Source organism: Streptomyces sp. NPDC053493 (genome assembly GCF_044544825.1).
GTDB lineage: Bacteria > Actinomycetota > Actinomycetes > Streptomycetales > Streptomycetaceae > Streptomyces.
Window position 1 is genome coordinate 156,449 of the sequence record NZ_JBITXS010000002.1, and the last position, 25,114, is coordinate 181,562.

The following is a 25,114-nucleotide window of genomic DNA, read 5'->3' on the forward strand; positions in this document are numbered from 1 at the left end:
GTCGGTGGTCGGCGGAGCGGGGTTCGTCAGGGGATACGGGCCGGAGGGCGGTGCGCCGAGGAGGTGCCGGGTCTCGGGGCGCGGGCCGGCCCTGGCGCCGCCGAGGCGGACCACGGCGGTGGCGAGCCCGCGCCGGCGCGCCCCGGTGCCCGGGGCTCGGCTCAGCCCCAGCACTTCTCCAGGCCGTACGCGGTGTCCTTGGCGTCGATGCCCGGCTTGGCGGCGTCGGTGATGAGCGTGACGCCGGTGTCGGTGTAGCCGGAGACCTTGCTGCCGCCCTTGGCGAAGCCGGCGACCGCCTTGACGCCCTGGGAGGCCATCTCGAGCGGGTACTGCTGCGAGGTCGCCGCGATCTTGCCTTCCTTGACCGCCTTCGTGCCGGTGCAGCCGCCGTCGACGGAGACGACCAGCACCTTCTTCTCCAGGCCCTTCGCCTTGAGCGCGGTGTAAGCGCCCAGTGCGGCCGGTTCGTTGATGGTGTACACGACGTTGACGTCCGGGGCCTTCTGCAGACAGTTCTCCATGGCCGTCTGGCCCTTGGCCTGGTCGCCGCCGGTGTCCTGCGTGCACACGACCGACGGGTCGCCCTCCGCGACGCCGAAGCCCTTGAGGAAGCCCTGGTGGCGCTGCACGCCCACCGCGACGCCGGGAGCGAGGTCCAGGGTGGCGATCTTCGCCTGCTTGCCGGCCATCGCGGCCTTGGCGTAGCGGCCGATGAGCTCGCCCGCCTTGACGTTGTCGGTGGCGAAGAGGGCGTCGGTGGCGTCCTGCGGCTCGGTCGGACTGTCGAGCGCGATGACCAGGACGCCCTTGGCGCGTGCCTTCTCGAGGGCGGGGACGATCGCCTTGGAGTCGTTGGGCGTGATGAGGATGCCCTTCACGCCGGAGTTGACCATGTTCTCGACGGCGGTGACCTGGCCCGCGTTGTCGCCGTCGAACTTGCCGGCCGCGCTGACGAGTTCGACGCCGTTGTCCTTGGCGGCCCGCTCCGCGCCCTCCTTCATCTTCACGAAGAACGGGTTCGTGTCCGTCTTGGTGATCAGCCCGACCTTGGTTCCGCCGCCGGATCCTCCCTGCGCGCCGGAGCCGCAGGCCGTCAGAGCCGGCGCCGAGACGGCGGTGAGGGCGGTGATTCCGACAAGGGCGCGGAGGGCGCGGTTTCTGCGAAGCATGCTGAACTCCTGCTGGACGAGGACGGAACGGCCGCGCGGACCGAAGGCCGCGGCGCAGAGGGACTGCTGCCGCCGAGCGCACGGGAGGCGATGTCATCGTTGACCTATGTCATCGTTGACACTGCTTGCGGAGGATGATGAACTCCATCACCCGGAAACGTCAATGCCTTCGCGCCGTCACGGATCGGCAACGTCGCCCGCACCGCCTCACACGGGGAGCAGCGCTCCCGGTGAGCTCCCTCAAGGCCCCTTGCCACCGCAGCCCTCCCGCGCTGCCCACCTGGAGAGAACGAGTCATGCGCCTGCCTCTGGTCACCGTCCTCGGAGAATGCGTCGCGGACGCCTTCACCGTCCCCGCGCCCGCGCCGGGCGAGCTCGCCCTGCGGGTCCTGCCGGGCGGCGGTCCGGCGAACACCGCCGTGGCGCTCGCCCGGCTGGGCACGCCCGCCCGCTTCCTGGGGCGGCTGTCCGGCGACGTCTTCGGCCGCCTGTTCCGCGCGCACCTGGAGGCCTCGGGTGTCGATCTCACGGCCGCCGTCCGCGCGTCCGAGCCCAGCACGCTGGCCGTCGCCGAGCTGGACGCCGAGGGCCGTGCGGCGTACTCCTTCCACGCCCGGGGCACCGCGGACTGGCAGTGGACGGCGGACGAACTCGCCGCGACGGACCTCGGCTCCACGGCCTGCCTGCACTCGGGCTCCCTGGCCCTGGTACGGGAGCCCGGCGGCGCGGTCGTCGAGGAGTTCCTCGCCCGCGCCGCCGCCACGGCCACGATCTGCGTCGATCCCAACGTCCGGCCGCTGCTCGTCGACGTGGAGGTCTACCGCGAACGCCTGCCGCGCTGGTGCGCGTTCGCGGACATCCTCCGGCTGAGCGAGGACGACCTGGAACTTTTGCTGCCCTCCGCCACCGTCGAGCGGGCCTGCGACGCCTGGCACGCGGCGGGCGTGCCGCTCGTCGTGATCACTCGCGGGGAGCGCGGCGCGGTCGCCTCGCTGCGCGGCGAGCGGGTCGCCGTACCGTCACCTCCGACCGACGTGGTCGACACCGTCGGAGCCGGCGACTCCTTCACCGCGGGGTTCCTGCACCATCTCGGCGCGAAGGGGCTCCTCGGCGGGCGCCTGACGGAGCTTCGGGCCGACGACGTCTTCGACGCCTGTGCTTTCGCCTCCCAGGTGGCGGCGCTGACCTGCGGCGTCGTCGGCCCGAACCCTCCGTGGGCCGGCCAGGTGCCGCTGCCGGCATCCGCGGCCGGACGCGCCGCCGGCTGAACCGGTCGCCGAACCGGCGGCGGAACGGCCGGATCGGCGAAGTCGGTCCGGGGCATTGACGCGCCGCCCGGGGCCCGCACATCATCTCTCCCCAGCGGATGTCATCGCTGTCACATGTCATCGTTGACATTCCGTCTCTCCGGGTCGCCCCCACCGCCCGGCACCGTGAATCCCCAGGCGTCGTACCAGCCCAGCGGACGCGGCCACGACGCCGCCGCCCCCGTGCAGGAGAAACCATGAGCCGAGCCCCCGCCCGCCGTCGTGTCCCGTTGCGCCTCCTCGCCGCCGCGGCCGCGACCTGCGCGCTCGCCGTCACCTCCGTCGCCCCGCAGGCGGCGGCGGACGCCGGCCGGCCGTACACGGAGACGTACCGTCCCCAGTTCCACTTCAGCCCCGCGAAGAACTGGATGAACGACCCCAACGGACTGGTCTGGTTCCAGGGCGAGTACCACCTCTTCTACCAGTACAACCCGAACGGGAACACCTGGGGCGACATGTCCTGGGGCCACGCCGTCAGCAGGGATCTGGTGCACTGGAAGGAGCTTGACCTCGCCCTCCCGCACGACGCCGAGGAGATGGTCTTCTCCGGCAGCGCCGTCGTCGACCACGACAACACCACGGGGTTCGGGACCAAGGAGAACCCCGCGATGGTGGCCGTCTACACCAGCCACTTCAAGAACGGCGGCAAGCAGGCCCAGTCCCTGGCCTACAGCACCGACCGCGGCCGCACCTGGACCAAGTACGCCGGGAACCCGGTCCTCGACATCGGGTCGACGGAATTCCGCGACCCCAAGGTCCAGTGGTACGCGCCCACCAGGAGCTGGCTGATGACGGTGTCGCTGTCCGCCGAGCACAAGGTCCGGTTCTACTCCTCCAAGGACCTCAAGAGCTGGACGCATCTGAGCGACTTCGGCCCGCGGAACGCGGTCGGCGGCGTCTGGGAGTGCCCGGACCTGTTCCCGCTGCCCGTCGACGGCGACCCCCAGCGCGTCAAGTGGGTGCTCGTCGTCAACATCAACCCCGGTGGGATCGCCGGTGGTTCGGCCGCCCAGTACTTCGTGGGCGACTTCGACGGCAGGCGCTTCACGGCCGACGACGACGGCTCCTACACGCCACCGCCCGGAGTGGTGACACAGGACTTCGAGGGAACCGACTACGGCGCGTGGCGGACGACCGGTACGGCCTTCGGCGACGGGCCGGTCCCGGCGCCGAAGCCCGGCACCTCGGGCACCAGCGGCTTCGAGGGCAAGGGACTCGTCGACAGCTTCCACGACTCCGACGCCGAGACCGGCACCCTCACCTCACCGCCCTTCACCGTCGAGACCCCCTACCTCAACTTCAAGGTGGCCGGCGGCCGCCACCCGCACGTCCCCGGCTCGGTGACGGGCGACTCCCCCGCGCCCGCGGGACAGGTGCTCGCCGACTTCGAGCAGGACGGCTACGGCTCCTGGACCGCCACCGGCACCGCCTTCGGCAACGGCCCCGCACACGGAACGCTGCCCGGACAGAACCCGGTCAGCGGCCACGACGGCGGCGGCCTGGTGAACAGCTTCCTCGACGGCGACGCGACCACGGGCACCCTCACCTCGCCCGAGTTCACCCTCACCGCGAAGCACATCAACTTCCTCGTCGGCGGCGGCCGTCACCCCTCCGGCTCCGACGCGCCCACCGCGGTCCGGCTCGTCGTCGACGGCACGACCGTGCGCAGCGCCACCGGCGCCGACTCGGAGGAGCTCAACTGGGCCTCCTGGGACGTCGGCGACCTCGCGGGCAAGACCGCGCACATCGAAGTCGTCGACCGGAACACCGGCGGCTGGGGACACATCCTGCTCGACCAGGTGATGCTGTCCGACACCCCGGCGCGGCCCCGCTCCACCGAGACGGCGGTCAACCTCCTCGTCGACGGCGAGGTCGTCCAGAGCGAGACCGGCGGGAACAGCGGCAGCCTGGACTGGGCGTCCTTCGACCTGCGCGCCCATCAGGGCAAGCAGGCCGTCGTCCAGATCGTCGACATGAACCGGGGCGGCTGGGGCCACGTCCTGGCCGACCACTTCGTCGCCGCCGACCAGCCGGCGATCCCGAGCGTCCGGCGGGCGTCCTGGATCGACCACGGCAAGGACTACTACGCGGCCGTGTCCTGGGAGGACGCCCCGGACGGCAGGCGCCGCATGATCGGCTGGATGAACAACTGGCAGTACGGCCAGGACGTTCCGACGTCTCCCTGGCGCAGCGCGCAGAGCATCCCCCGCGAGATGGCGCTGCGCACCGTGAACGGCCGGCTCCGGCTCACGCAGCGACCCGTCGCCGGCGTGGAGTCGCTCCACGGCCCCTCGGTCGGCGTGCGCGGCATCAGGGTCGCGGAGGGATCCGTACCGCTGGCGGCGGGCCGGGCCGACGGCAAGGCGCTCGACATCCGGGCCACGTTCTCCCCCGGTGACGCCGAGCGGTTCGGGTTCACGGTCCGCACGGGCGGGGGACAGAAGACGGTCATCGGCTACGACACCGAGACCCAGGAGCTGTACGTCGACCGCACCCGGTCGGGCGCAGTGGACTTCCACGACGACTTCCCCGGCGTCCAGCGCGCACCGCTGACCACCCGGAACGGCAAGGTCGAGCTGCGCATACTGGTCGACTGGTCCTCCGTCGAGGTCTTCGGCGGCGACGGCGAAGCCGTCATCACGGACCAGACCTTCCCCGGCCCGGACAGCGAGGGCATCCGGCTCTTCGCCGAAGGCGGCTCCGCCCGTCTGGACAGCGCCACGGTCCGGCAGATGGAGTCGTACCGGGACTGACCACACCCGGCGGGCGAGCGACCACGTCCGGTGCGGGGAGCGCCCGCCGTGGCAGGACCCCGCACCGGCCGGTGCGTCACCGGGAGGCGATACGAGCCCCTCCCGGTGGCGCCCGCCCTCAGCCACGGCGAGGAAACCCCAGGTCAGCGCACGCGTCCCCGGGCCTTCAGCTGGGTCGGCGGGACCTCGGGGGCGTCCAGGCGGGCGCCGTCGTAGCCCTTGACCTCGCCGAAGCGGTCGGACGTCATCCAGTCGTCCCGCGCCTTGCGGATCTCCTCGTCCGTGCGGCCCACGAAGTTCCACCACAACACACCTCATTACGGCGTCTCTGCAGGTGAAGCCACATCGACGCGGCCGAGGTCAGCAAAAGGTCAGCATCGTTCCCACTTCCGACCATCGCGGCGCTACACAGGGCGAGAGCCGGCCGGGTTTCCTATCAGCGCCTGACGGCCTCTACGGAGCTGGGGACCACACGCGTCTGCGACTGCGCTCGTCCAACGCCAGGTCCCCATGGCCCCGAGGACATCGATCGTGCACCGCGTCGTCGACGCCGACGACGATCGAGGTGTCCAGTTCGAGCGAGCCGCCTGCCGAACAGTCGACCGGTTCGCTCTTGAACTTCGAGGTGAACGGCACGATCACCTGCTCTCCGCCAGGGTCACCGGAAGCGGCGGCGTCTCGCGACCTTCGGGGGCGGGCTCGGCCAGCCGAGTCAGTGCTCTCGCAAAGTTCCGAGGAGGCTCATCCGGGTGACCTTGCCTCAGGTCCGGCGTGGACCCCTCACGCGTACGCGAACGTAGCGCTCGCCGAGGGAGGCTGCCCACGTTCACTCGTTTGGGGACTCCGTTGCCAGCGGGATACCGCACCGCCAGCAGTCGTTCGCGTGGTCGTCCTGGCAGACGTAGCCGATGGCACCATCCACGCACCATTCGGCGGCCTCCTCGGAAAGCAGGTCAGGCCCGGCAAGGAGCAGCCGACGAAATTCCGTGGTGTCCGCAATGTCGGGCGGCCGGTTGGTGAACCACTCGTCGAACCAAGGCTCGTCCCGGTGCATGCGCCAGTGCGCATTCTCCCGGTCGTCGACAGCCGTAAGGAACCGATCGACGATACGCCCCCAACTCGGTGCTCCGAACCAGCCGTTGTCGAACGCGCAGAAGAATTCGATCAGGGTTCGCAGGCCGAACTCCTTCTCGCGAAGGCGGTACGTTCGCCCCCAAGCGATCGCGTCCTGTGCCATCTCCGCGAGTTCTTCGCGCGGATCAACCTCGTGCGCCGGGTCGTCAGGGTTGTGGCAGGCCAGCCCGAGCTCGAGCACGGACTGCCCGGTCGGTAGAACCCGGGACGGGTTGACGATCGCGAGACCGAGACCGATCCAGTCGACATGGTCGAACGACAGCATCGAGCGCACGAGTCGGGTGGTTGCCGTGTTGATCCGCATCATCGTGCCGTCGTGCAGCGGACTCTTCCCGGCATGCCAGTTCTCGACGGGTGTGTTGCGCCACACGGCGAGCGTGATGCGGGTGGCAGCGAGCCACAACAGGGCGTCTTCGTCGAGGTGCCCGAAGCGCTTGGCACACTCCTGGGCGCCGTTGGTGATCAACTCTTCCGGTTTCGGCCACCTGTGGCTGTCGGGCCCTTCAGGCGCGTACTCGTAGTCGCCGGCGTACTCGTCGAGGATCGCGCTCAACTCGGCTGCACTGTAAGCCTCGCTGTACTCGGAGCCGTCCGGCCCCTCGACGGTGTACATGTCGTGGTCCCAGGAGACGTACACGTCGCCCCAGAGCACGACGTCATCGCACTCACCGGCGTTGTCCGTCACAACCGGCCTGATGGTGATCGGGGCAGTACGCCCGTCGGTTCGCTCGCCGTCCTTCTCGGCGGCCCATGCGGTGATGACCCCGAGCGGCTTCGGAAGGAGAGGACCGACCTCGGTGATGCTGAACGGCTCGTCGTCGTCATCGGTGTCGAACCGGCTATTGACGAACGCGACCGCCTCGGAGGGCGTGCTGACGATGGACTGGCTACCATTGTGGTTGTCAACTACTCGCCACAACGCCCTGTTCTTCACGGTGCTCTCCGATCGCGGTGAGTGCACCCGAGGCGGGTGCGGTGCGCCGGGTCGCTCGGCACTGACTCCAATTATGGGCTGATCAACCCGTCCCTAGTCCCGCAGGCGCTCGTCGGCGACGCTCAAGACGTTCGTGTGCAACCTGCTTTTCGCGACCGCAGCCGGCGTGCCGCCACTCCCAGCGCTACACCGCCAGGGCACCTGATGAACCGTCAGTAAAGTCAGCAAAAGGTCAGCATTCAGCTGACCAGACTGGCTCGCACCCGAGCACACTCTGGAAGTGCACCCACTGACTGCACGACTGCGGAAGGGGCTGCGATACGTGCCCTCCCGCAGTCGCGACGACAGCCCCGGCGGAGCCAAGCAGCCCTCGACCTTGAATCGACGCAGAAGCGAAACCCCAGGTCAGCGCACGCGTCCCCGGGCCTTCAGCTGGGTCGGCGGGACCTCGGGGGCGTCCAGCCGGTCGCCGTCGTAGCCCTTGACCTCGCCGAAGCGGTCGGAGGCCATCCAGTCGTCCCGCGCCTTGCGGATCTCCTCGTCCGTGCGGCCCACGAAGTTCCACCACATGACGATCTCCTCCTCGAACGGCTCGCCGCCCAGGAGCATCAGGCCGGCGTCGGAGGAGGCGCGGAGCGGGAGTTCGGTGCGGCCGCAGCCGAGGTAGAGCATGGAGCCGGGGAGGACCGGGACGTCGTCGACGTGGGCCTCGCCGGACATCGCGAGGACCGCGTACTCGAAGTCGGGGTCCAGCGGCAGGCGGGTCTCGGTGCCGGCGGCCAGGGCGAGGTCGGCGCCGACGATGGGTGTGTACGCGGTGCCCGGCGAGGTCGCGCCGTCGAGGGAGCCGAGGATGACCGTGGCGGTCAGGCCCGGCGCCGTGACGTGCGGGAGGTCGGCGTGGTGCTGGAAGTGGGGTTCGACGTGCCGGTGGGCGTCCGGCAGGGCGACCCAGAGCTGGGCGCCGTGCAGATAGCGGGCGTGGGACCTGGGGCTCTCCTCGGAGTGGGAGATCGCCCGCCCCGAGGTCATCAGGCCCAGTTCGCGCGGGCGGATGGTCTGGAGGCTGCCGGTGGAGTCCCGGTGCAGCACCTCGCCCTGGTGCAGCCAGCTGACGGTCTGCAGGCCCATGTGCGGGTGGGGCGGGACCTGCATGCCGGGCTCGTCGGCGATGTCGTCCGGCCCGTAGTGGTCGACGAAGGCCCACGCCCCGACCATGCGGCGGCCGAGGTTGGGCAGCAGACGGCGTACCTCGGTCGACTCGCCGAGCTGGACGTGACGGGGGCTGAGGAGTTCCCGTACCGGTTCGGCGACGACGAAGCCCCGGCCGCCGCAGACCTGAACGGCGGCCTGGCGATCAAGATTGCTCATGGCGCTCAACCTATTCCTCTCGGGGTGCCGTACGGAGTGCCCCCACACAGGAATGTTAGTGGAATGTTCAACGATGTTCCTGTGTTGCAGGCACCGAGACGATCCACCTCGAAGGAGAGCGAGCCAGCGGTGAGCGACGAGACGTACTACGAGTTCGGCACGGCCGCCGACCGGTGGGGCCGCGCGCAGCTGTTCTTCGAGGCCAAGGAGTACCTGACGGCCGCCCGCATCCTGCGGGGCCTGGTCGCCGAGCACCCGGAGCAGACGGCCCAGCGGCTGCTGCTCGCCCGGGCGTACTACCACTCGGCGCAGCTCGGCCGCGCCGAGGAGGAGCTGCGGGCCGTCCTGGAGCGCGACCCGGTCGAGCACTACGCCCGGCTGATGCTCGGCCGCACCCTGGAGCGGCAGGGGCGGACGGAGGAGGCCGCGCCCCATCTGCGGCTGGCCGCCGCCATGACGGGTGAGACGGCTCCGTAGCACGTCACGGCGTGGCGTCGCACGCGGCAGGACCGGAGGCCGGCGGGTGTACGCCGGTCGCGTGGCGGCGCGCCCTCCCGATGGCATACCGGTGAGGGGTATTCGGTAAGGTCGGCCGTGAGGAGGTCGGGAGCCCTGCACACGGAACGAGCGCGACGACGGAGGCGGCACGGCCGCACACGACCGGGAGGTGCCCTGGCGCACCTGCTGCTGGTCGTCGTGCTCGCGCTCGGCGTGTTCGTGATGCACACCCTGGGCCACCCGGACGGCTCCTCCGGCGACGGCGGTACGGGCGGGGCGCACGCCCAGGCCGGGGCGCACGCGCAGGCCGGGGCGCACGCCCAGGCCGGGGTGCACGCCCAGGCCGGGGCGCACGCGCACCGCTCGGCGCCGGCGGCCCACCACGACGCCGGCTCCGCGCCCGCGACCGGCTCGCCCGAGTCGTCCTCGCACCACTCCGGTACGGGGACGGGCATGGCCTCGCTCTGCGTGGCGGTGCTCGGGGCGTGGCTGATCGCGGGCCTCGTCCTGGCCGCCCTCGCCCGCCGTCCGGACGGGACGGCTCTGCTCCTGTCCCGGCTGCTGCGGACCGTGGGCCCGAACGCCCCGCCGCCCCGGCCTCCCGACCTCGCCCAGCTGTCGATCCTGCGGATCTAGGCCGTACCGCCGCCGCGGGCGCCTCGCGCTGCCCGCGCGCGCCCGCACCCACGCGTACGACCGATCCGAGAACGACAGCACACACGAGGTGTGACACCCATGCGCACGAACACCCACCGCACCACCCGCACGCTCGCCCTGACCGGAGTCACCGTCACCGCGGCGGCCCTACTGCTGACCGCCTGCGGCGGCTCGTCCGGCTCCGCCGGACCGGGCACCGAGGGCGGCGCCGCGGGCGCCGGAAAGCCCTCCGTCACGGCTTCGGCGACCGCTTCCGCGGCGCCCTTCAACGACGCGGACGTGATGTTCGCGCAGATGATGATCCCGCACCACGAGCAGGCCCTGGAGATGGCGCAGCTCGCCGACGGCCGCGCCGAGGACCCGGAGGTCAAGAAGCTCGTCGGCGCGATCGAGCGGGCCCAGGACCCCGAGATCCGCACGATGAGGTCCTGGCTCAAGGCCTGGGGCCGGCCGGAGTCCGCCGCGGGTCACGGCGGCCACGGCGGTCACGGCATGGCCGGGATGATGTCCGAGCAGGACATGAAGGAGCTGGCGGCGGTCAAGGGCAAGGCCTTCGACCGGAAGTTCGCCGAGCTGATGATCGCGCACCACGAGGGCGCGGTGGAGATGGCGAGGACCGAGCAGAAGGACGGCAGCGACCCGGCCGCGCGGAAGGTCGCCGACGACGTGGTGCGGACGCAGGCCGCCGAGATCGCCCAGCTGCGCAGGATCCTCGACCGCCTCTGACCGCCCGGTCCGCCGTCCGCGGGGTCCTGCGGACCCCCCGGCGGACCCCCCCGCGGACCCCGCGGACCCTGCGGACCCCACGAACCTGACGGAGCCGGAGAACCCGGCGGCCCCGCGCCGTGCGCGCGGGGCCGCCGGCGGCGGTCAGTAGCCGATCCGCACGCCCGTCACCGTGTGGCGGTCCGTCAGTCCGCCGGTCGCGCCGCTGAAGCCGACGAGGACGTTCTGCGGGAGGGCGACGGCGACGTCGATGACGCGGGTCCCGTCGACGGAGACCTGGAGCCGTCCGGTGGCGGTGACGACGGCGTCGACGGTGTGGCTTCCGCTGCGCAGGTTGGGCACGTTGGCCGCGGTGGCCACGTAGGTGAGGGTCGTGCCGCTGCCGCCGGTGGCCACCGCGACGAAGTTCGCCGACGGGTCGTGGGCGCCGTTGTCGTAGGTGTCGAGGGTGACGGCGACGCCCGGCAGGCCGGCGAAGCCGAGGCTGCCGCCGCCGTAGGCGGAGAGCGCCGTGGGCGTGGCCCTGCTCGCGTCCAGGAACAGCAGGGCGAGTCCGTCGGCACCGGTGCCCCCGCCGATGGTGGCGGTGAAGCGGGCCCTCAGGCGGGCGGAGGGGACGGCGGTGGCCTGGACGGCGGAGCCGCGCTGCCCGGTCTGGAGCGGGGTCAGCTGGAGGCTGGTGCCGGACAGGACGGCGCTGCCGTTGTACGTCCAGCCGTTGGGGCCGGGCGGCGCCACCGCGTACGAGGTGGCGGTGAAGCTCGCGTTGCGTACGGCGTGGATGTCGGTGAGGCCTCCGGTGGCGCCGGTGAAGGCGAGGAAGGCGGTGGGCGGGAGCGCGGCGACGCTCGTGCTCAGCCGCTGGGCGCCGTCGACGGAGACGGTCAGGGTGCTGCCGGTGACGGCGACGGTCACGGTGTGGCTGCCGGAGCGCAGGTTGGGCACGGCGGTGGTGGTGGAGGCGTAGGTGAGGGCGCTGTCGGTGCCGCCGGTGGCGATGCCGACGAAGTTGGCCGAGGGGTCGGCGGCGCCGTTGTCGTAGGTGTCGAAGGTGACGGCCACACCGGGCAGGCCGGCGTAGCCGAGGCCGCCGCCTCCGGTGCCGAGGGCGCTCGGGGTCGTCCTGGCCGGGTCGAGGAGGGCGAAGGAGAGTCCGTCGGCGCCGGTGCCGCCGCCGATGACGGTGGTGAAGGTGGCCCTGAGGCCGTCGGTGAGGACGGGGACCGGCCAGACGGCGGTGCCGCGCTGTCCGGCGGTGGCCTGGGTGAGCTGGAGGTCGGTGCCGGAGACCTGGGCGTTGCCGTTGAGTTTCCAGCCGCCGGCGTCGGGGCCCGGGACGGTGACTCCGGTGCCGGGGACGCCGGTGCCGGTGAGCGTCTCGTTCTGCGGGCCGCGGCCGTCGTCGGCGGTGAGCTCGTAGGCGGCGCTGACCGCGCCGAGCGCGGTGGGCGAGAAGGTGACGGCCTGGTGGACGACGTCCTCGGGGCCGATGACCTGGCCTTCGCTGAGCGGGTTGGTGACGGAGAACGGCGCCGCCGGCGCCTTGGCCTTGGTGATGGTGAGCGGGATGTTGCCGGTGTTGCTGATGTCGAAGGTCTTGGTGACGGACTGGCCGACCTTGACGGAGCCGAAGTCGGTGGAGGTCGGGGTGACGGTCAGCTGGGCCCGGCCGGTGACGGCGGTGCCCGTGAGGCCGACGGTGGCGGTGCCGTTCTGCCCGGTGACGGAGAGGCCTGCGGTGTGGTCGCCGGCGGCCGTGGGCGCGTAACGGACCTGGACGGAGACCGACTGCTGGGGCTGGACGACGATGCCGGCGGCGGGCAGTCCGGCGCTGCTGAACGGGGCGCCGGGCGCGGTGGCGCCCGAGACGGTCTCGGGCTCGGTGCCGGTGTTGGTGAAGGTGACGCCGAGGGACTTGGCGGTGCCGGTCGGCACGGTGCCGAAGTCGAGCTGGGCGGGCGCGGCGACCAGGCCGGGCCGGGTGCCGTAGCCGCTCAGGCCGACGGCGCTCCCGCCGAGGTCGGTGGCGAAGGTGAGGGCGGTGGAGTCCGGTCCGGGTGCGGCGGGCGAGAAGGAGACGGGCACGGAGTAGGTCTCGCCGGTGCGCAGGGTGCGCGGAAGGCCGGCCGGGTTCGCGGCGAAGGCGCCGCCGGCCGGAAGGGTGACGGCGTTGACGGTGACGTCCCGGGTGGCGGTGACGGTGACCGTCGTCGTGCCGGTGGAGCCGACGGCGACCTTGCCGAAGTCGACGGGGCTGCTGAGGAGGGCGGTGTTGGCGGGGCGGCCGAAGGCGAGGACGTGGCCGTCGCGGGTGCCGACGTAGACGCGTCCGCCGTCGGTGGCGGGCACGGAGAACTTGGCGGCGGTGCCGATCGGCGCGGACCAGCGCAGCTTGAGGGTGCCGCCGGTCGGGATCGCGTCGTAGGCGCGCAGCTGGCCGTTGGCGCCGCTGGCGCCGTCGGAGTAGACCGACCAGACGAGCGCGGAGCCGGCGTTGGTGCCGGTGGAGGTGATCACGGGCGAGCCGGAGGTGTAGCCGAACGTGCCGGTGCTCCGGCCGGTGTTGGTGAAGGCGGGCTTGCCGTCGCCGGTGAGGCCGTAGGCGAAGGCGCGCAGGGGCCCGCCGGTGCCGATGGTGTAGAGGTAGCCGCCCTGGCCGCCGTACACGGCCGGGTGGCCCCACACTCCCTCGTACGGCCCGAAGGTGCCGACGACCTTGTCGGTGCCGCCGGGGCCCTGGCCGCGTCCGCCGAGGTCGTCGCGGTCGAGGAGGAAAAGCCGGCCGTCCTTGCCGATCTGGACGAGCAGCCGTGGGTGGTCGCTGGTGCCGAAGGGCGGGGCGGGCAGGGCGACGGGGCCGCCGGAGCCGAGGTCGGTGTCGTTGAGGTCGAGCTGGTTGGCGTCGGTGGGGCTGAAGAAGTCCTGGGCGGACATGGTGCCGTCGCTGTTGACGCCGAGCCGGACGACCGATTCGGACAGCTGGCCGGGCGGCATGGTGCCGGGACCGGGCGCGGGTGCGAGGCCGTTGCCGGTGCTGGCGAAGATCCGGCCGGGGCCGTCGGAGACGAGTCCGCCGCCGCTCATCCAGATGCCGGCCATGCCGTTGGCGGAGGAGTTCTCGGTGGCCCACAGGGTCGTCTTGCGGGTGGTGGTGGAGACGCCGAGGACGTAGCCGACGTAGGGGCCGCGGTCGCAGTGGGAGGCGAAGGCGGCGTAGACGGAGCCGCCCATCAGGAGCAGGCCGGGGCGCTGGGCGGCGGTGTACGGGTTGAAGGAGCGGCCCGGGTCGTTCGTCGGGGCGCCGGCCACCTTGACGGGCCAGCCGGTGCGTTCGGCGCCGGTGGCCGGGTCGATGGCGTGCACGTACCAGCTGGGGTGCTGGGTGTCGGGGCCGTCGTTGACCTTGGAGGTCAGGTAGAGGGCCTGGCTCGCGGGGTCGTAGACGGGCGTGCCGGTGACGCCGATGTTAGGGACGAGGTCGCCGCAGCTGATGGCGGAGGCGGGCCAGGGGGCGCCCAGGTTCCTGGTCCAGTTGACGGCGCCGGAGGCGGCGTTGATCCCGTACACCTTGTTGTTCTCGGTGGCGACGACGAGGGTGCCGCCGACGACGAGGGGCTGGGCGTAGACCTGGCCGTCGACGGTCGTGGAGAACTGCTGGCCGAAGTCGGAGCTGGAGACCTGGTCCGGTGCGAGGCCGGGTTCGTTCCGGTCCCAGCCGGTGCGCAGGTCGTCGTGGGAGAGGGTGGTCTGGTCGGCGGCGGCCGCCGCGGCCCGTCCGTCCCGGGGCGGGGAGACGGAGGTGGGTGTCGGGGTGGGAATGGCGGGCGCGGCGGCCGTGGCGGGCGGCAACGCGCCGCCCGCCCCGAGGATCAGACACATCGTCAGCGCTCCGACGAGCGCCCTGCGACTGCCGGTCATCTGCTCCACCCTTGGGTTCGCGCACGGGGGCGGAGAATGGCAACGCCCCGCCGAGGCCATGGTGGAGCGAGCCTGCGGCTACCCGGCGGGTCCGCGTCACCGAAACGGCGTGCTTCACCTGGTCGGGCGTTGGGGAACCCCTGGACGGGGGCTCAGACGAGGTGGCGGACGCGGGCGGGGTTGACGGCGCCGGTCACCTGGCGGCTTCCAGGGCCGCCCGCCAGACGGGGCTGTCGACGTAGTGGTTGTCGAACTGCTCGGCCGTGTCGGCGATCTTCTTGAAGTCGGCCTCGCCGCGCATCACCCGGCCGAGCAGGCGCAGGTAGTCGAAGCGGCCCATGCCGGGCGTGAAGACGAAGAGCACGTCGGCCTCGCAGCCGGGAGCGGCGGCGAAGGCGTGCGGCGTGTGCGGTGGTACGGCGAGGAAGTCACCGGCCTCGAGGACGGTGATCTCCTCGCCGACGAGGACCTGGAGGGAGCCGCTGATGACGAAGAAGAGCTCGGTCGCCTTGGTGTGGAAGTGCGCGGGCGCGCCGACGGCTCCCTTGGCGAAGGTGGAGCGGTAGCTGGTGAAGCCGCCGGCGGTCTGGTCGGAGTCGGCGAGCAGCGTCATGACGCTGCTCGGGTCGGCGCAGGTCTCGGCCTCGGCGTGGCGGGTGAGGACGGGCGCGAAGGGTGCGCCCGGGGCAGCCGCGGCGGTGGGCCGGTCGTTCGTCCGTTCGGTCATGGCGCAGACCTTACGATCATGGAAACCGAGCCCACCATTCCGTTTCGCTCCGCCGCCGCCGGCCGGTGCGTACGTCTTAGGCGACGGTGTGGACGACCTCGCCGCCCACCACGACGGTCTCGGCGACGGTGCCGGGGATGTCGTCGGGGTCGACGGCCAGGATGTCGCGGGAGAGGACGACGAGGTCGGCGAGCTTGCCGACGGTGAGTGAACCGCGGTCGTGCTCCAGGAAGTTGGCGCGGGCCGAGCCCATGGTGTAGCCCTCGACGGCGGTGGTGACGTCGAGGGTCTCCTCCGGGGTCCAGGCCTCGCCGCCGCCGGGCGCGCGCCGGGCGACCGCGGCGTGGATGCCGATCATCGGGTCCATCTCGGCCACGTTCCAGTCGCTGGAGAGGGCGAGCAGGGCGCCGGCGCGGTGCAGGCTGCGCAGCGGCCAGGCCTTGTGCCAGCGCTCGGGGCCGATGTTCTCGGCCCAGTCCTGGCCGGGGCCCGCGATGTCGGGCGCGGCGTGCCGGGGCTGCATGCAGGCGGTGACGCCGAGTGCGGCGAAGCGCGGGGTGTCGGCGGGGTCGAGGCATTCGACGTGCACGATCTGGTGCCGGGCGTCGCGCGGTCCGTTGACGGCGCGGGCCCGCTCGACGGCGTCGAGGACGGTGCGGATGCCGCGGTCGCCGGTGGCGTGCACGAAGCACTGGAAGCCGCGGGCGTCGAGCCGGGTGAGCAGTTCGGCGAACTCCTCGGGCGGGTAGAAGGTGTCGCCGCGGTGGTGGCCGCAGCCCGCGTACGGTTCGAGGAGGGCGGCGGTGCGCGGTTCGACGACGTCGTCGATGTACAGCTTGAGCGGTCCCACGCGCAGCCGGTCGTCGGCGAAGGAGACGGCCGCCGCCGCGAACTCGTCGAGCTCGGCCTCGGTCGTGCCCCGCGGGTGGAAGAGCGCGGCGACGATCCGGGAGCGGAGCCGGCCCTCGGCGCGGGCGCGCTGGAAGAGGGCGAGGTCGTCGAGGGAGTTCTGGGGTTCGACGACGGTGGTGATGCCGTAGCGGACGGCGTCGTCCAGGCTCTTGGCGAGGCGCCCGTACTGCCGGTCGGCCGAGGCCCAGGGCACGCCGAGGTCCCGCAGGGCGCGGTGACCGTCGCGGGAGAGGCCCTTGACGGCGAAGTCCTTGACGAATCCGGTGGGTTCGCCGGTGGCGGGGTCGGTGACGGCGGTGCCGAAGGGCAGGTCCGTGCGGTCGGCGCGGACGTCGAGGCGGCGCAGGGCGGCGGTGTTGAGCCAGGCGGTGTGGACGTCGTAGCTGAGGACGAGGGCGGGCGTGTCGCCGGTGACGGGGTCGAGGTCGGCGGCGGTGGGCATCCGGCCGCCGGGGATCGCGGAGTAGTCGAAGGCCTCGGCCTCGATCCAGGGCGCGTCGGGGTGGGCGGCGCGCCAGGCGCGGATGCGGGCGTGGATCTCGTCGAGGTCGCGGGCTCCGGCGAGCTGGACGCAGGCGTCGTCCGAGCCGAGCCGCACGTGGTTGTGGGCGTCGACGAAGCCGGGCAGCACCAGCCGTCCGCCGGCGTCCAGGACGCGGGTGACGGGCCCGGTCCAGGCCTCGGCCCCGGCGGCGTCGCCGACCCAGACGATCCGGCCGTCGCGTACGGCGAGCGCCTCGGCCTCGGGACGGGCGGGATCGACGGTGTGCACGCGGGCGCGGGTGAGGACGAGGTCGGCCGGGGCGGGGCGGTTCATGCGGGTCTTTCTCCTGCGGTACGAAGAGGGATACGGGTGCGGGTACGGGTACGGGATGGCGCGGGCGGCCGGGCGGCCGGAGCGGGGCCGTACGGGCGGCGCGGCCGTCAGTCCGACGGGACGGGCGGGAGCGGCCGCGTGGTGCGGCGGGCGAGCAGGACGTGGACGGCGGCGGAGACGACCGCGCCGAGCAGGGACAGGTCGGCGCCGCCGAGCGGGGCCACCAGCGGTCCGGTCCAGAGTTCGGAGTCGCAGGTGAGCGCGGCGAAGAGCATTCCGGCGAGGAGGGCGACGAGGCCGGCCGGGTGCCAGCCGGCCCGGTACCAGTAGGCGCCGTCCGCGCCCGCGTGCAGTGCGGCGGAGTCGTAGGTGCAGCGGCGCAGCACCATGTCGGCGAGGAAGACGCCGCCCCACGGGGCGAACACGATGATCAGGAGGGAGAGGAAGGACAGCAGTGAGGTGGTGAAGTCGGCGAGGAACAGCGCGCCGAGGGAGCCGGCCGCGGTGACGGCGGCGCTGATGAGGATGGCGCGGACGCGGCTCCACGGGATGCCGAGGACCTGGAGGTTGAGGCTGGAGGAGTAGAGCGTGATGATCGAGTTGGTGACGGAGCCGCCGAGCACGAGCGCCAGGAACAGCGGCTGGAACCAGCCGGGCAGCAGGCCTTCGGTGCCGGCGACGGCGTCGGTCATGTCGGCCTGGGTCGCGGCGGCGACGCCCGCGATGCCGAGGGCCACGGAGGAGACCAGGCCGCCGAGGCCGCCGCTCCAGGTCAGCGCCTTGAGGGAGGTGGTGCGGGGCAGGTAGCGGGTGTAGTCGGCGGGCATCGGGACGTACGAGAACGGGCCGGCGAGCATGACGACGAGGGCCAGGCTCCAGCCGGAGGGGCCGGGCGCGGCGGCGGCCGGGGCGGCGGTGTCGGTGCCGGGCAGGACGAAGACGAGCAGGGCGGCGAAGCCGACGGCGAGGACGTAGGCCATCCAGCGCTCGGCCCACTGGACGGTGGCGTGGCCCCAGAGGGCGACGGCGAAGGTCAGGGCGAGGGTGACGGCGAGCGCGAGGGCGCGCGGGATCCGGCCGCCGCTCCAGCCGAGGTCGGCGAGGAAGGCTTCGAGGGCGAGTGTGCCGACCACGGTGTTGACGATGGTGTAGCCGATGCTGACGACCCAGTTGAGCAGGCCGGCGGGCCAGTTGCCGCGGACGCCGAAGGCGGCGCGGGAGATGACGAGGGTGGCGGTGCCGGTGCGGACGCCGCTGAGGCCGGCGGCGCTGATGACGAAGAAGGAGAGCCCGCCGAGCACGACGACGAGGGTGGCCTGCCAGAAGGCGAGGCCGAAGGAGACGGCGAGGGCGCCGTTGATGACGTAGGTGAAGGTGAGGTTCGAGCCGAACCAGAGCCAGAAGAGGTCCTTGGCGCCGCCGTGGCGTTCGGCGTCGGGGATCGGGTCGATGCCGTGGCCCTCGACCTGGAAGACCTCGTCGCGGCCCGCTGGGCCCGCTGCGCCCGCCGGACCCGCCGGGTCCCGCGCGCCCTCCGTGCCCGCCGTGTCGGTTCTGCCGGCTGTGCCCATGACGCTCCCCTCACCGACGCCGCTTCTTGAACGACGTTCTAAGTTCTTGAATGGCATTCAAGATGAGGGTTGGGATCCGGCCACGTCAAGACCCGGGGAAACTCCGGTTAGGGTCGACGTCGTGGGAACGGTCGAGACGAGGACGGCAGCGGTGGCAGGGGCGGCGCGGGCGACGGGGCGGCGGCGGGACGGGAGCGTCACGCGGGAGCGGATGCTGGAGGAGGCCATGGCCGCGATCGCCGAGGACGGTCTCGCCGCGCTCACCATGTCGGCGCTCGCCGAGCGGCTCGGGACGAGCGGCGGCCACATCCTCTACCACTTCGGCAGCAAGGACCTGCTGCTCCTCGCCGCCCTGCGCTGGAGCGAGGCGGCCCTGGCCGAGGAGCGGCGGCAGCTGCTGGCCCGCCGTCTCACCGCACCCCGCCGGCTCGACCTGTTCCTGGAGCTCTACCTGCCGCGCGGGCCGCGCGACCCGCGCTGGACCCTCTGGATCGAGCTGTGGGCCCGCATCCCGGGCAACGACGAACTGCGCGCCGCGCAGCAGGAGCTCGACCGCGCCTGGCAGGAGGACCTGGAGACGCTCCTCGCCAAGGGCGTGGCCCGCAGGCAGTTCGCGCCTCTGGACGTTTCCGCCCGCGCCTCCGAACTCCTCGCCCTCCTCGACGGCCTGAGCACCCGCGTGGTGCTCGCCGCCTCCTCGGACCGCGCCGCGGGCACGGCCCTGGACACGGCCCGCTCGGCGGCGTCACTGCTCGTGCCCCGCGCCTGAGCCGCGGGCTCAGCCGGAGGCTCGGCCGGAGGGCGGCGGCTCCCAGGGCAGCGGGTCCGCCGGCGTGAACGGCCAGTCCAGGGACCCGGGATGACGGGCCGTCTGTTCGGCGTGCCAGAGGATCTGGTCGGTGTGGAGCATCGGACGGGAGAGTTTCGCGAGGGACGGATGGGTCGCGCCGAGGGCCTGGGCGAGCAGCAGGGCCGCCTCGGCGTCCGAGGCCGGGTCGCCGGGGCGGAGGTGCGGGACGCCGTACCACTCGGCGACGGCGCGCAGGGAGCGGCTGCCGGGGCGGTAGCGGTCGGCGTGCCGGTCCAGGACGAGCGGGTCGCAGACCGGGGCGACGCCGGCCGGCAGCCGCTCGGTGAGCGGCGCGAGGCCGTGGCGGACGAGCTCCGCGTGCAGGGTCGTCAGGACGTACGGCGCGAACCAGACGACGAGGAGTTCGCCTGCCGCGAGATGGGCCGTCACGAGGGCGGCGATCTCGTCGAGGACGGGGGCAGCGCCGCTGCTGCCGGGCCCGGCATCGGATCCCGTATTCGAATATTGGATATCGGATCCAGGATCCAGGATCCAGTCGCGGGCCGTGCCGTCGCTGCCCCGCAGCGCCGCGGCCCGGACGCGGTCCACCGCCGGGCGGTTGCCGGTGGTGGCGATGTCCAGGGACAGCAGCGGGCGGCGGTGCCAGCCGGGATGGTCGCCCGGCGGTGGCGGGCCGGGAGGCGGAGCGTGGTCCGGGTGGTACACCTCCCACGCCTTGGGGCCGTGCCGCAGCAGCCCGGTGCCCGCCGGCACCGGGCGGCCGCAGGCGGCGCAGGTGGCGTCGTAGTCGTTGGCGCGCTCCCCTGGGCTCACGAGGAGCCGGCCCCGTCCCGGTACGCCTCCAGGAGCCGCAGCCACGCCTCGCTGAGGGTCGGGTAGGAGGGCACGGCGTGCCAGAGACGGGAGACCGGCACCTCGCCGGCGACGGCGACGGTCGCCGAGTGGAGGAGTTCGCCGATGCCCGGCCCGACGAACGTGACGCCGAGGACGGTCTCCCGTTCGAGGTCGACGACCATCCGCGCGTGGCCGCGGTATCCCTGCCCGTACAGTCCGGCGCCCGCCACCGACGTCAGGTCGAGGTCGACGGCACGCACCCGGTGGCCGGCGGCCTCGGCGGCCTCCAGCGTGAGCCCGACGGACGCCGCCTCCGGGTCGGTGAAGACGACCTGCGGCACGGCGGCGTGGTCGGCGGTGGCGCTGTGCGGGCCCCAGGGATCCGTGCCGAGGTCACCGGCGCCGTCGGCGCGCGCGGCGATCGCGGCGCCCGCGATCCGCGCCTGGTACTTGCCCTGATGGGTCAGCAGGGCCCGGTGGTTGACGTCTCCGACCGCGTAGAGCCAGTCGTGCCCGTCGACCCGCAGGCTGTCGTCCACGGAGAGCCACGAGCCGGGCTCCAGACCGATCGTCTCGAGCCCGATGTCCTCGGTGCGCGGCCGCCGGCCGGTGGCGAAGAGGACCTCGTCGCCCTCCACGTGGTCCCCGCCCTCCAGGACCACCGTCACCGGGCCGGTGCCGCCGTCCCGCACCACCGCGGAGACGTCGACGCCGGTACGGACGACCGCGCCGCGCTCCGTGAGGGCGGCGGCGACGTGCTCGCCCGCGAAAGGCTCCATCCGCGGCAGCAGGCCCTTGCCCCGTACGAGCATCGTGACCTGCGAACCGAGGGCCTGCCAGGCCGTCGCCATCTCCGTCCCGACCACTCCCCCGCCCACCACGACCAGACGCTCGGGCACCCGGCTGGAACTCGTCGCCTCGCGGCTGGTCCACGGCCGGGCGCCGGGCAGTCCCGGCAGGTCGGGCAGGACGGCGCGGCTGCCGGTGCAGACGGCGACCGCGTGCCGGGCGGTCAGGACGTGGCGCTCGCCCTCGGGGCTCCGCACGACGACCCGCCGGGGCCCGGCCAGCCGGCCGTGTCCGCGGTAGAGCTCGGCGCCGGTGGACTCGACCCACTCCACCTGGCCGTCGTCCTTCCAGTCGCCGACGACCCGGTCCCGGTGGGCGAGCACCTCCTGGGCGTCGAGCGGTCCGTAGACATGCGCGCGCAGGCCCGGCACCCTGCGTGCCTCGGCGCGGGCGATCGCCGGGCGCAGCAGCGACTTGCTGGGCATGCAGGCCCAGTACGAGCACTCGCCGCCGACCAGTTCGGCCTCCACCACCGCCGTGGTGAGGCCGGCCGCCCGGACCCGGTCCACCACGTTCTCGCCCACCGGTCCCGCGCCCAGGACCACCACGTCATAGGTGTGCTCGTGTCCGTGCGTCCGCTCGTGTTCCGCCGTCTGTGTCATGGGTTCCAGTCTGCGGGCGCGCACGCGGAATAGCGCGGCTCGACAGGCCGTTGTGCCGGACGAGTCCCCAGGGGGACCGTGGGGCGACCGCCAGGAGACGGAAGGTAGGAAGCATGAGCACCGTAGAGCTCACCAAGGACAACTTCGACCAGATCGTGAGTGAGAACGACTTCGTTCTGATCGACTTCTGGGCTTCCTGGTGCGGTCCGTGCCGTCAGTTCGGTCCGGTCTACGAGGCGGCGTCCGAGCGTCACGAGGACCTGGTCTTCGCCAAGGTGGACACCGAGGCGCAGCAGGAGCTGGCGGCGGCGTTCGAGATCCGCTCGATCCCGACCCTCATGATCGTCCGCGACAAGGTCGCGATCTTCGCGCAGCCCGGCGCCCTGCCCGAGGCCGCCCTGGAGGACGTCATCGGTCAGGCGCGCAAGCTGGACATGGACGAGGTCCGCAAGTCCATCACCGAGGCGCAGGCCCAGCAGGAGCAGTGACCGCCGCGTAGAGGGCGGCCCGGCAGGTGTCCGGGTCGCCCTTCGCGCGCTCGGGCCGCTCCGGGGCCGTCGTCCGCGGGACCCTCAGCGCTCCAGGACCAGCGCGAGGCCCTGCCCCACGCCGATGCACAGCGCGGCGAGACCGGTGCCCGAGCCCGCCGCCGCGAGCTGGTGGGCGACCGCGCCGGTGATCCGGGCGCCCGAGGCGCCGAGCGGATGACCGATGGCGATGGCGCCACCGCGCGGGTTGACCACCGCGGGGTCGAGTTCCGGCCATTCGGCGAGGCAGCCGAGGGCCTGCGCGGCGAAGGCCTCGTTCAGCTCGAAGGTGGTCAGGTCGGCGAAGTCCCGGCCGGCCTTGTCCAGGGCGCGCCGCACGGCCTCGACCGGGCCGAGCCCGAAGAGCTGCGGCTCGATGCCGGTGACCGCCGAGGCGCGGATGCGGGCCAGCGGCTCGCGGCCGGTCTCGCGCAGCCCCTCCTCGTCGACGAGCAGCAGGGCCGCGGCGCCGTCGTTGAGCGGCGAGGCGTTTCCGGCCGTGACGGTGCCTCCGTCGGTCCGGAAGGAGGGCTTGAGCTTGGCGAGCGCCTCGGGCGAGGTGCTGTCGCGGATGCACTCGTCCCGTACGAGCTCGACGCCCGGGTACGGGACGACCTCGCCGTCGTACAGACCCTTGGCCCAGGCCTCGGCCGCCTTGCGGTGGCTCGCGAGCGCGAAGGCGTCCTGCTGCTCGCGGCCGATGGCGTGCTTGTCGGCGACCTGCTCGGCGCCCTCGCCGAGGGCGACCGTCCACTCGGCCGGCATCCGCGGGTTGGTCATGCGCCAGCCGAGCGTGGTGGAGTACATCTGCTGGTGCCCGGCCGGGAAGGCGCGCTCCGGCTTCTGCAGCACCCAGGGCGCGCGGGACATCGACTCGACGCCGCCGGCGATCGCCACCGACGCGTCGCCGAGGGCGATGGCGCGGGCGGCCTGGATGACGGCCTCCATGCCCGAGCCGCACAGCCGGTTGACGGTCACGCCGGGCACGGAGGTCGGCAGCCCGGCCAGGAGCACGGCCATGCGGGCCACGTCGCGGTTGTCCTCGCCCGCGCCGTTGGCGTCGCCGAAGTAGACGTCGTCGACCCGGGCCGGGTCGAGGTCCGGGGTCCGGTCGACGAGGGCGCGCACGACATGGGCGGCGAGGTCGTCGGGCCGGACCGAGGAGAGCGCGCCGCCGAACTTGCCGATCGGGGTGCGGACGGCGTCGACGATGTAGACGTCGCGGTTGCTCATCGGTTCTCTCCCACATGACCTTCGCGTACGGGCAACGGATACGGGAAGGACACCGCTTCGGCTGTTCGCCTGGTGAAGTTATGTTCATCCCCGCGCGGCCGAGTCTCCGCCGCGTCCTCGGCTCCTGTCAACGCCGTCCTGAGCCTCCCGGAGCCGTCCGGAGCCCTCCAGCCGCACCCGGCGGCGCCCGGCGCGCTGCCCGACCGCCTCAGGCCGTCCGCGGACTCCTGGTCAGCGCCGTCAGGCCGTAGTCGAGTTCCCGGCCGTCGACGAGCAGGGCCTCCACCGTCCCGGTCTCGGGATCGATGTCGGCGACCAGGCCGTGCCCTTCGTAGATCGGATAGCCGGTCTCACCGGTGCGGCCGGTGACCTCCACGACCGCCGAGCGGACGGCGCTGTCGTCCACGGAGGCGCCGCCCCGGTCCTCCACGTGCGCGGGCACCAGCAGGATCTCGAAACGCTTCGGGTGAGTGCTCATGCACCGACGCTAAGCCGACCTCGACCCGGCCGCGTCCCGGCCGCCGCCCGGCCGGATCCGGCACCGAGCCCCCACCCTGCCCGGACTCGCGGCCGGGGCTCCGCCCCGGGCCTCCTCGAGCGTCGGGCGTCAGCTCGACTCGCGGTGCACGATCCGCGACTCGAGCAGTTCGCGCCGGGCCGGTGCCGACTCCGGGTCGCGCACGACCCGGTCGACGAGTTCGGCCAGCTCGCGGCCGATGACCATGTCGATGTGCACCGTGCTCAGCCGCGGGCGCAGCAGCCGCCCGAGGACCAGGTCGTCCGAGCCGACCACGGCCGTCTCGCCCGGCACGTCGATGCCGGCGTCCTGGAGGGCGCGCATGAGGAGCATGGCGTACTCGTCGTTGTAGGCGAAGACGCCGTCGAGGCCGAGTGCGCGCCAGCGCGCGGCGAGCTCGGCGGCCGGCTCCTCCTCGTAGCGCAGAGGCAGCGGTACGACCTCGGCGCCGGCCGCCTCGACCGCCGCGCGCACGCCCTCCAGGCGCGGCGCGGAGAACATCTCGAGTCCGGGCTCCTCGGGCGTCACGACACCGACCTTCCGGCAGCCGCGCTCGACGAGGTGGGAGCCCGCCACCCGGCCGACCCGGGTCTGGTCGATGACGAGGGCGTGGGCGCCGGTCACCTGCTGCGGACCGACGGTGATGACGGCCTTGGCGCCGGAGCGCTTGAGCAGTTCGACGCCGGAGGGCGTGAGCTCCACCTGCCCGAGCGAGACCACGGCGACCGGCCTCAGTTCGGCCCAGGCGCGGGCCGCCTCGTCCGCGTCGAGGCCGACGCTGCCGTACTGCACCACCGTGTAGTCGAGCCGCCGCAGCGCCCACTGGAGCTCGTTGAAGAAGCGGCTGTAGAGCGGGCCGATCGGCACGTGGGCGGTGGGGAGCAGGACCATCCGGCTGTGTCCGGCGCGCAGGCTGCGGGCCGCCGCGTGCGGCACGTAACCGAGCTCCTCGGCGGCCTCGCGGACCTTGCGGCGGGTGGGCTCGCTGATCCGCACGGCGGCGGTGTTGTTGAGGACGTAGCTCACGGTGGCCCGGGAGACGCCCGCGAGGCGGGCCACGTCGGCGCTGGTGGGAACGGAGCGTCCGGCGGACTGCTTGGGTGACTGGCTCATCGATCCGGCATCTTTCCAGAACGATCCGGCGCGAGGTCTGGCGGATGGCCGGATTCGAGTGCTACACAAGGTTTACACGCGTCACTGACACGTGTCACCACTCCTTCATCACCCTGTCATCCTTCCGCTCC

The 25,114-nt window shown here is 72.8% G+C and carries 19 protein-coding genes and 1 pseudogene; 7 read left to right on the forward strand and 13 right to left on the reverse strand.

Annotation, left to right across the window (positions count from 1 at the left end; all coding sequences use genetic code 11):
• Nucleotides 1-161 precede the first annotated feature (161 nt).
• Nucleotides 162-1,172, reverse strand: a complete 1,011-nt coding sequence (locus tag ACIGO8_RS06385) for a sugar ABC transporter substrate-binding protein (protein WP_399724744.1) — start codon at nt 1,170-1,172, stop codon at nt 162-164.
• A 296-nt stretch (nt 1,173-1,468) separates the two neighbouring features.
• On the opposite strand from ACIGO8_RS06385, the gene ACIGO8_RS06390 reads away from it, so the two are divergent.
• Both ACIGO8_RS06390 and ACIGO8_RS06395 read left to right on the forward strand, forming a co-directional pair.
• Nucleotides 1,469-2,440 carry a carbohydrate kinase gene (locus ACIGO8_RS06390; protein ID WP_399724746.1) on the forward strand — a complete coding sequence of 324 codons (972 nt, stop codon included), beginning with the start codon at nt 1,469-1,471 and terminating at the stop codon, nt 2,438-2,440.
• A gap of 236 nt (nt 2,441-2,676) precedes the next feature.
• Complete coding sequence (locus tag ACIGO8_RS06395; RefSeq protein ID WP_399724749.1) at nt 2,677-5,232, forward strand: GH32 C-terminal domain-containing protein; 2,556 nt, start codon at nt 2,677-2,679, stop codon at nt 5,230-5,232.
• Nucleotides 5,233-5,375: 143 nt separating this feature from the next.
• Here the strand turns inward: ACIGO8_RS06395 and ACIGO8_RS06400 are convergent.
• The 3 genes and pseudogenes from ACIGO8_RS06400 to ACIGO8_RS06410 all read right to left on the reverse strand — a co-directional run.
• Nucleotides 5,376-5,534 (reverse strand): annotated as a pseudogene (locus ACIGO8_RS06400) (pirin); the annotation flags it as partial.
• A gap of 524 nt (nt 5,535-6,058) precedes the next feature.
• On the reverse strand, nt 6,059-7,300 hold the full coding sequence (locus ACIGO8_RS06405; protein WP_399724752.1) for a hypothetical protein: 1,242 nt from the start codon (nt 7,298-7,300) through the stop codon (nt 6,059-6,061).
• A gap of 405 nt (nt 7,301-7,705) precedes the next feature.
• Nucleotides 7,706-8,671 (reverse strand): pirin family protein, encoded by a 966-nt coding sequence (locus ACIGO8_RS06410; RefSeq protein WP_399724754.1) that lies wholly within the window; start codon nt 8,669-8,671, stop codon nt 7,706-7,708.
• Nucleotides 8,672-8,800: 129 nt separating this feature from the next.
• Here ACIGO8_RS06410 and ACIGO8_RS06415 point away from each other — a divergent pair, with 129 nt between their 5' ends.
• The 3 genes from ACIGO8_RS06415 (at nt 8,801) to ACIGO8_RS06425 (ending at nt 10,552) form a co-directional block, all read left to right on the forward strand.
• Complete coding sequence (locus tag ACIGO8_RS06415; protein ID WP_399724756.1) at nt 8,801-9,148, forward strand: tetratricopeptide repeat protein; 348 nt, start codon at nt 8,801-8,803, stop codon at nt 9,146-9,148.
• Between the two features lie 219 nt (nt 9,149-9,367).
• Nucleotides 9,368-9,805, forward strand: a complete 438-nt coding sequence (locus tag ACIGO8_RS06420) for a hypothetical protein (protein ID WP_399724759.1) — start codon at nt 9,368-9,370, stop codon at nt 9,803-9,805.
• A 99-nt stretch (nt 9,806-9,904) separates the two neighbouring features.
• Complete coding sequence (locus ACIGO8_RS06425) at nt 9,905-10,552, forward strand: DUF305 domain-containing protein (protein ID WP_399724762.1); 648 nt, start codon at nt 9,905-9,907, stop codon at nt 10,550-10,552.
• A 144-nt stretch (nt 10,553-10,696) separates the two neighbouring features.
• Here ACIGO8_RS06425 and ACIGO8_RS06430 read toward each other — a convergent pair whose 3' ends face one another.
• From ACIGO8_RS06430 to ACIGO8_RS06445, 4 genes are all read right to left on the reverse strand, one after another.
• Nucleotides 10,697-14,470, reverse strand: coding sequence for a choice-of-anchor D domain-containing protein (locus ACIGO8_RS06430; RefSeq protein ID WP_399724765.1), 3,774 nt, complete (start codon nt 14,468-14,470; stop codon nt 10,697-10,699).
• A 193-nt stretch (nt 14,471-14,663) separates the two neighbouring features.
• Nucleotides 14,664-15,197: a cupin domain-containing protein gene (locus tag ACIGO8_RS06435; protein WP_399724768.1), complete on the reverse strand. Its 534-nt coding sequence runs from the start codon at nt 15,195-15,197 to the stop codon at nt 14,664-14,666.
• A gap of 76 nt (nt 15,198-15,273) precedes the next feature.
• Nucleotides 15,274-16,926 (reverse strand): amidohydrolase, encoded by a 1,653-nt coding sequence (locus ACIGO8_RS06440; RefSeq protein WP_399724770.1) that lies wholly within the window; start codon nt 16,924-16,926, stop codon nt 15,274-15,276.
• Between the two features lie 107 nt (nt 16,927-17,033).
• Nucleotides 17,034-18,497, reverse strand: a complete 1,464-nt coding sequence (locus tag ACIGO8_RS06445) for a purine-cytosine permease family protein (RefSeq protein ID WP_399724773.1) — start codon at nt 18,495-18,497, stop codon at nt 17,034-17,036.
• Between the two features lie 211 nt (nt 18,498-18,708).
• On the opposite strand from ACIGO8_RS06445, the gene ACIGO8_RS06450 reads away from it, so the two are divergent.
• Nucleotides 18,709-19,266 (forward strand): TetR/AcrR family transcriptional regulator, encoded by a 558-nt coding sequence (locus ACIGO8_RS06450; protein ID WP_399726758.1) that lies wholly within the window; start codon nt 18,709-18,711, stop codon nt 19,264-19,266.
• A gap of 9 nt (nt 19,267-19,275) precedes the next feature.
• Here the strand turns inward: ACIGO8_RS06450 and ACIGO8_RS06455 are convergent, their stop codons facing one another.
• Together ACIGO8_RS06455 and ACIGO8_RS06460 are read right to left on the reverse strand one after the other, a co-directional pair.
• Nucleotides 19,276-20,121 (reverse strand): 3'-5' exonuclease, encoded by an 846-nt coding sequence (locus ACIGO8_RS06455; protein ID WP_399724775.1) that lies wholly within the window; start codon nt 20,119-20,121, stop codon nt 19,276-19,278.
• The gene (locus tag ACIGO8_RS06460) at nt 20,118-21,593 is read right to left on the reverse strand and encodes a dihydrolipoyl dehydrogenase family protein (RefSeq protein WP_399724778.1); all 1,476 of its coding nucleotides are present in this window, start codon (nt 21,591-21,593) and stop codon (nt 20,118-20,120) included. The genes ACIGO8_RS06455 and ACIGO8_RS06460 overlap by 4 nt, the downstream gene beginning before the upstream one ends.
• A 113-nt stretch (nt 21,594-21,706) precedes the next feature.
• Between ACIGO8_RS06460 and trxA the strand changes: the two genes are divergently transcribed.
• A complete protein-coding gene (trxA, locus tag ACIGO8_RS06465; RefSeq protein WP_399724781.1) occupies nt 21,707-22,081 on the forward strand; it encodes a thioredoxin in 375 nt (124 codons plus the stop codon).
• Nucleotides 22,082-22,165: 84 nt separating this feature from the next.
• Here the strand turns inward: trxA and ACIGO8_RS06470 are convergent, their stop codons facing one another.
• The 3 genes from ACIGO8_RS06470 to ACIGO8_RS06480 all read right to left on the reverse strand — a co-directional run bounded on the left by ACIGO8_RS06470 (nt 22,166) and on the right by ACIGO8_RS06480 (nt 24,983).
• A complete protein-coding gene (locus tag ACIGO8_RS06470; protein WP_399724784.1) occupies nt 22,166-23,353 on the reverse strand; it encodes a thiolase family protein in 1,188 nt (395 codons plus the stop codon).
• A 208-nt stretch (nt 23,354-23,561) separates the two neighbouring features.
• Nucleotides 23,562-23,831, reverse strand: coding sequence for a hypothetical protein (locus tag ACIGO8_RS06475; RefSeq protein ID WP_399724787.1), 270 nt, complete (start codon nt 23,829-23,831; stop codon nt 23,562-23,564).
• Nucleotides 23,832-23,960: 129 nt separating this feature from the next.
• Entirely contained in the window at nt 23,961-24,983 is a 1,023-nt protein-coding gene (locus tag ACIGO8_RS06480) for a LacI family DNA-binding transcriptional regulator (protein ID WP_399724790.1), read from the reverse strand.
• Nucleotides 24,984-25,114: the final 131 nt, after the last annotated feature.

Bases quoted from the DNA above. Each gene is read 5' to 3' on its own strand.
- ACIGO8_RS06385 (WP_399724744.1), bottom strand. From the start codon at position 1,172: ATGCTTCGCAGAAACCGCGCCCTCCGCGCCCTTGTCGGAATCACCGCC.
- ACIGO8_RS06390 (WP_399724746.1), top strand. From the start codon at position 1,469: ATGCGCCTGCCTCTGGTCACCGTCCTCGGAGAATGCGTCGCGGACGCC.
- ACIGO8_RS06395 (WP_399724749.1), top strand. From the start codon at position 2,677: ATGAGCCGAGCCCCCGCCCGCCGTCGTGTCCCGTTGCGCCTCCTCGCC.
- ACIGO8_RS06410 (WP_399724754.1), bottom strand. From the start codon at position 8,671: ATGAGCAATCTTGATCGCCAGGCCGCCGTTCAGGTCTGCGGCGGCCGG.
- ACIGO8_RS06425 (WP_399724762.1), top strand. From the start codon at position 9,905: ATGCGCACGAACACCCACCGCACCACCCGCACGCTCGCCCTGACCGGA.
- ACIGO8_RS06430 (WP_399724765.1), bottom strand. From the start codon at position 14,470: ATGACCGGCAGTCGCAGGGCGCTCGTCGGAGCGCTGACGATGTGTCTG.
- ACIGO8_RS06435 (WP_399724768.1), bottom strand. From the start codon at position 15,197: ATGACCGAACGGACGAACGACCGGCCCACCGCCGCGGCTGCCCCGGGC.
- ACIGO8_RS06440 (WP_399724770.1), bottom strand. From the start codon at position 16,926: ATGAACCGCCCCGCCCCGGCCGACCTCGTCCTCACCCGCGCCCGCGTG.
- ACIGO8_RS06445 (WP_399724773.1), bottom strand. From the start codon at position 18,497: ATGGGCACAGCCGGCAGAACCGACACGGCGGGCACGGAGGGCGCGCGG.
- ACIGO8_RS06450 (WP_399726758.1), top strand. From the start codon at position 18,709: ATGCTGGAGGAGGCCATGGCCGCGATCGCCGAGGACGGTCTCGCCGCG.
- ACIGO8_RS06460 (WP_399724778.1), bottom strand. From the start codon at position 21,593: ATGACACAGACGGCGGAACACGAGCGGACGCACGGACACGAGCACACC.
- trxA (WP_399724781.1), top strand. From the start codon at position 21,707: ATGAGCACCGTAGAGCTCACCAAGGACAACTTCGACCAGATCGTGAGT.
- ACIGO8_RS06470 (WP_399724784.1), bottom strand. From the start codon at position 23,353: ATGAGCAACCGCGACGTCTACATCGTCGACGCCGTCCGCACCCCGATC.
- ACIGO8_RS06475 (WP_399724787.1), bottom strand. From the start codon at position 23,831: ATGAGCACTCACCCGAAGCGTTTCGAGATCCTGCTGGTGCCCGCGCAC.
- ACIGO8_RS06480 (WP_399724790.1), bottom strand. From the start codon at position 24,983: ATGAGCCAGTCACCCAAGCAGTCCGCCGGACGCTCCGTTCCCACCAGC.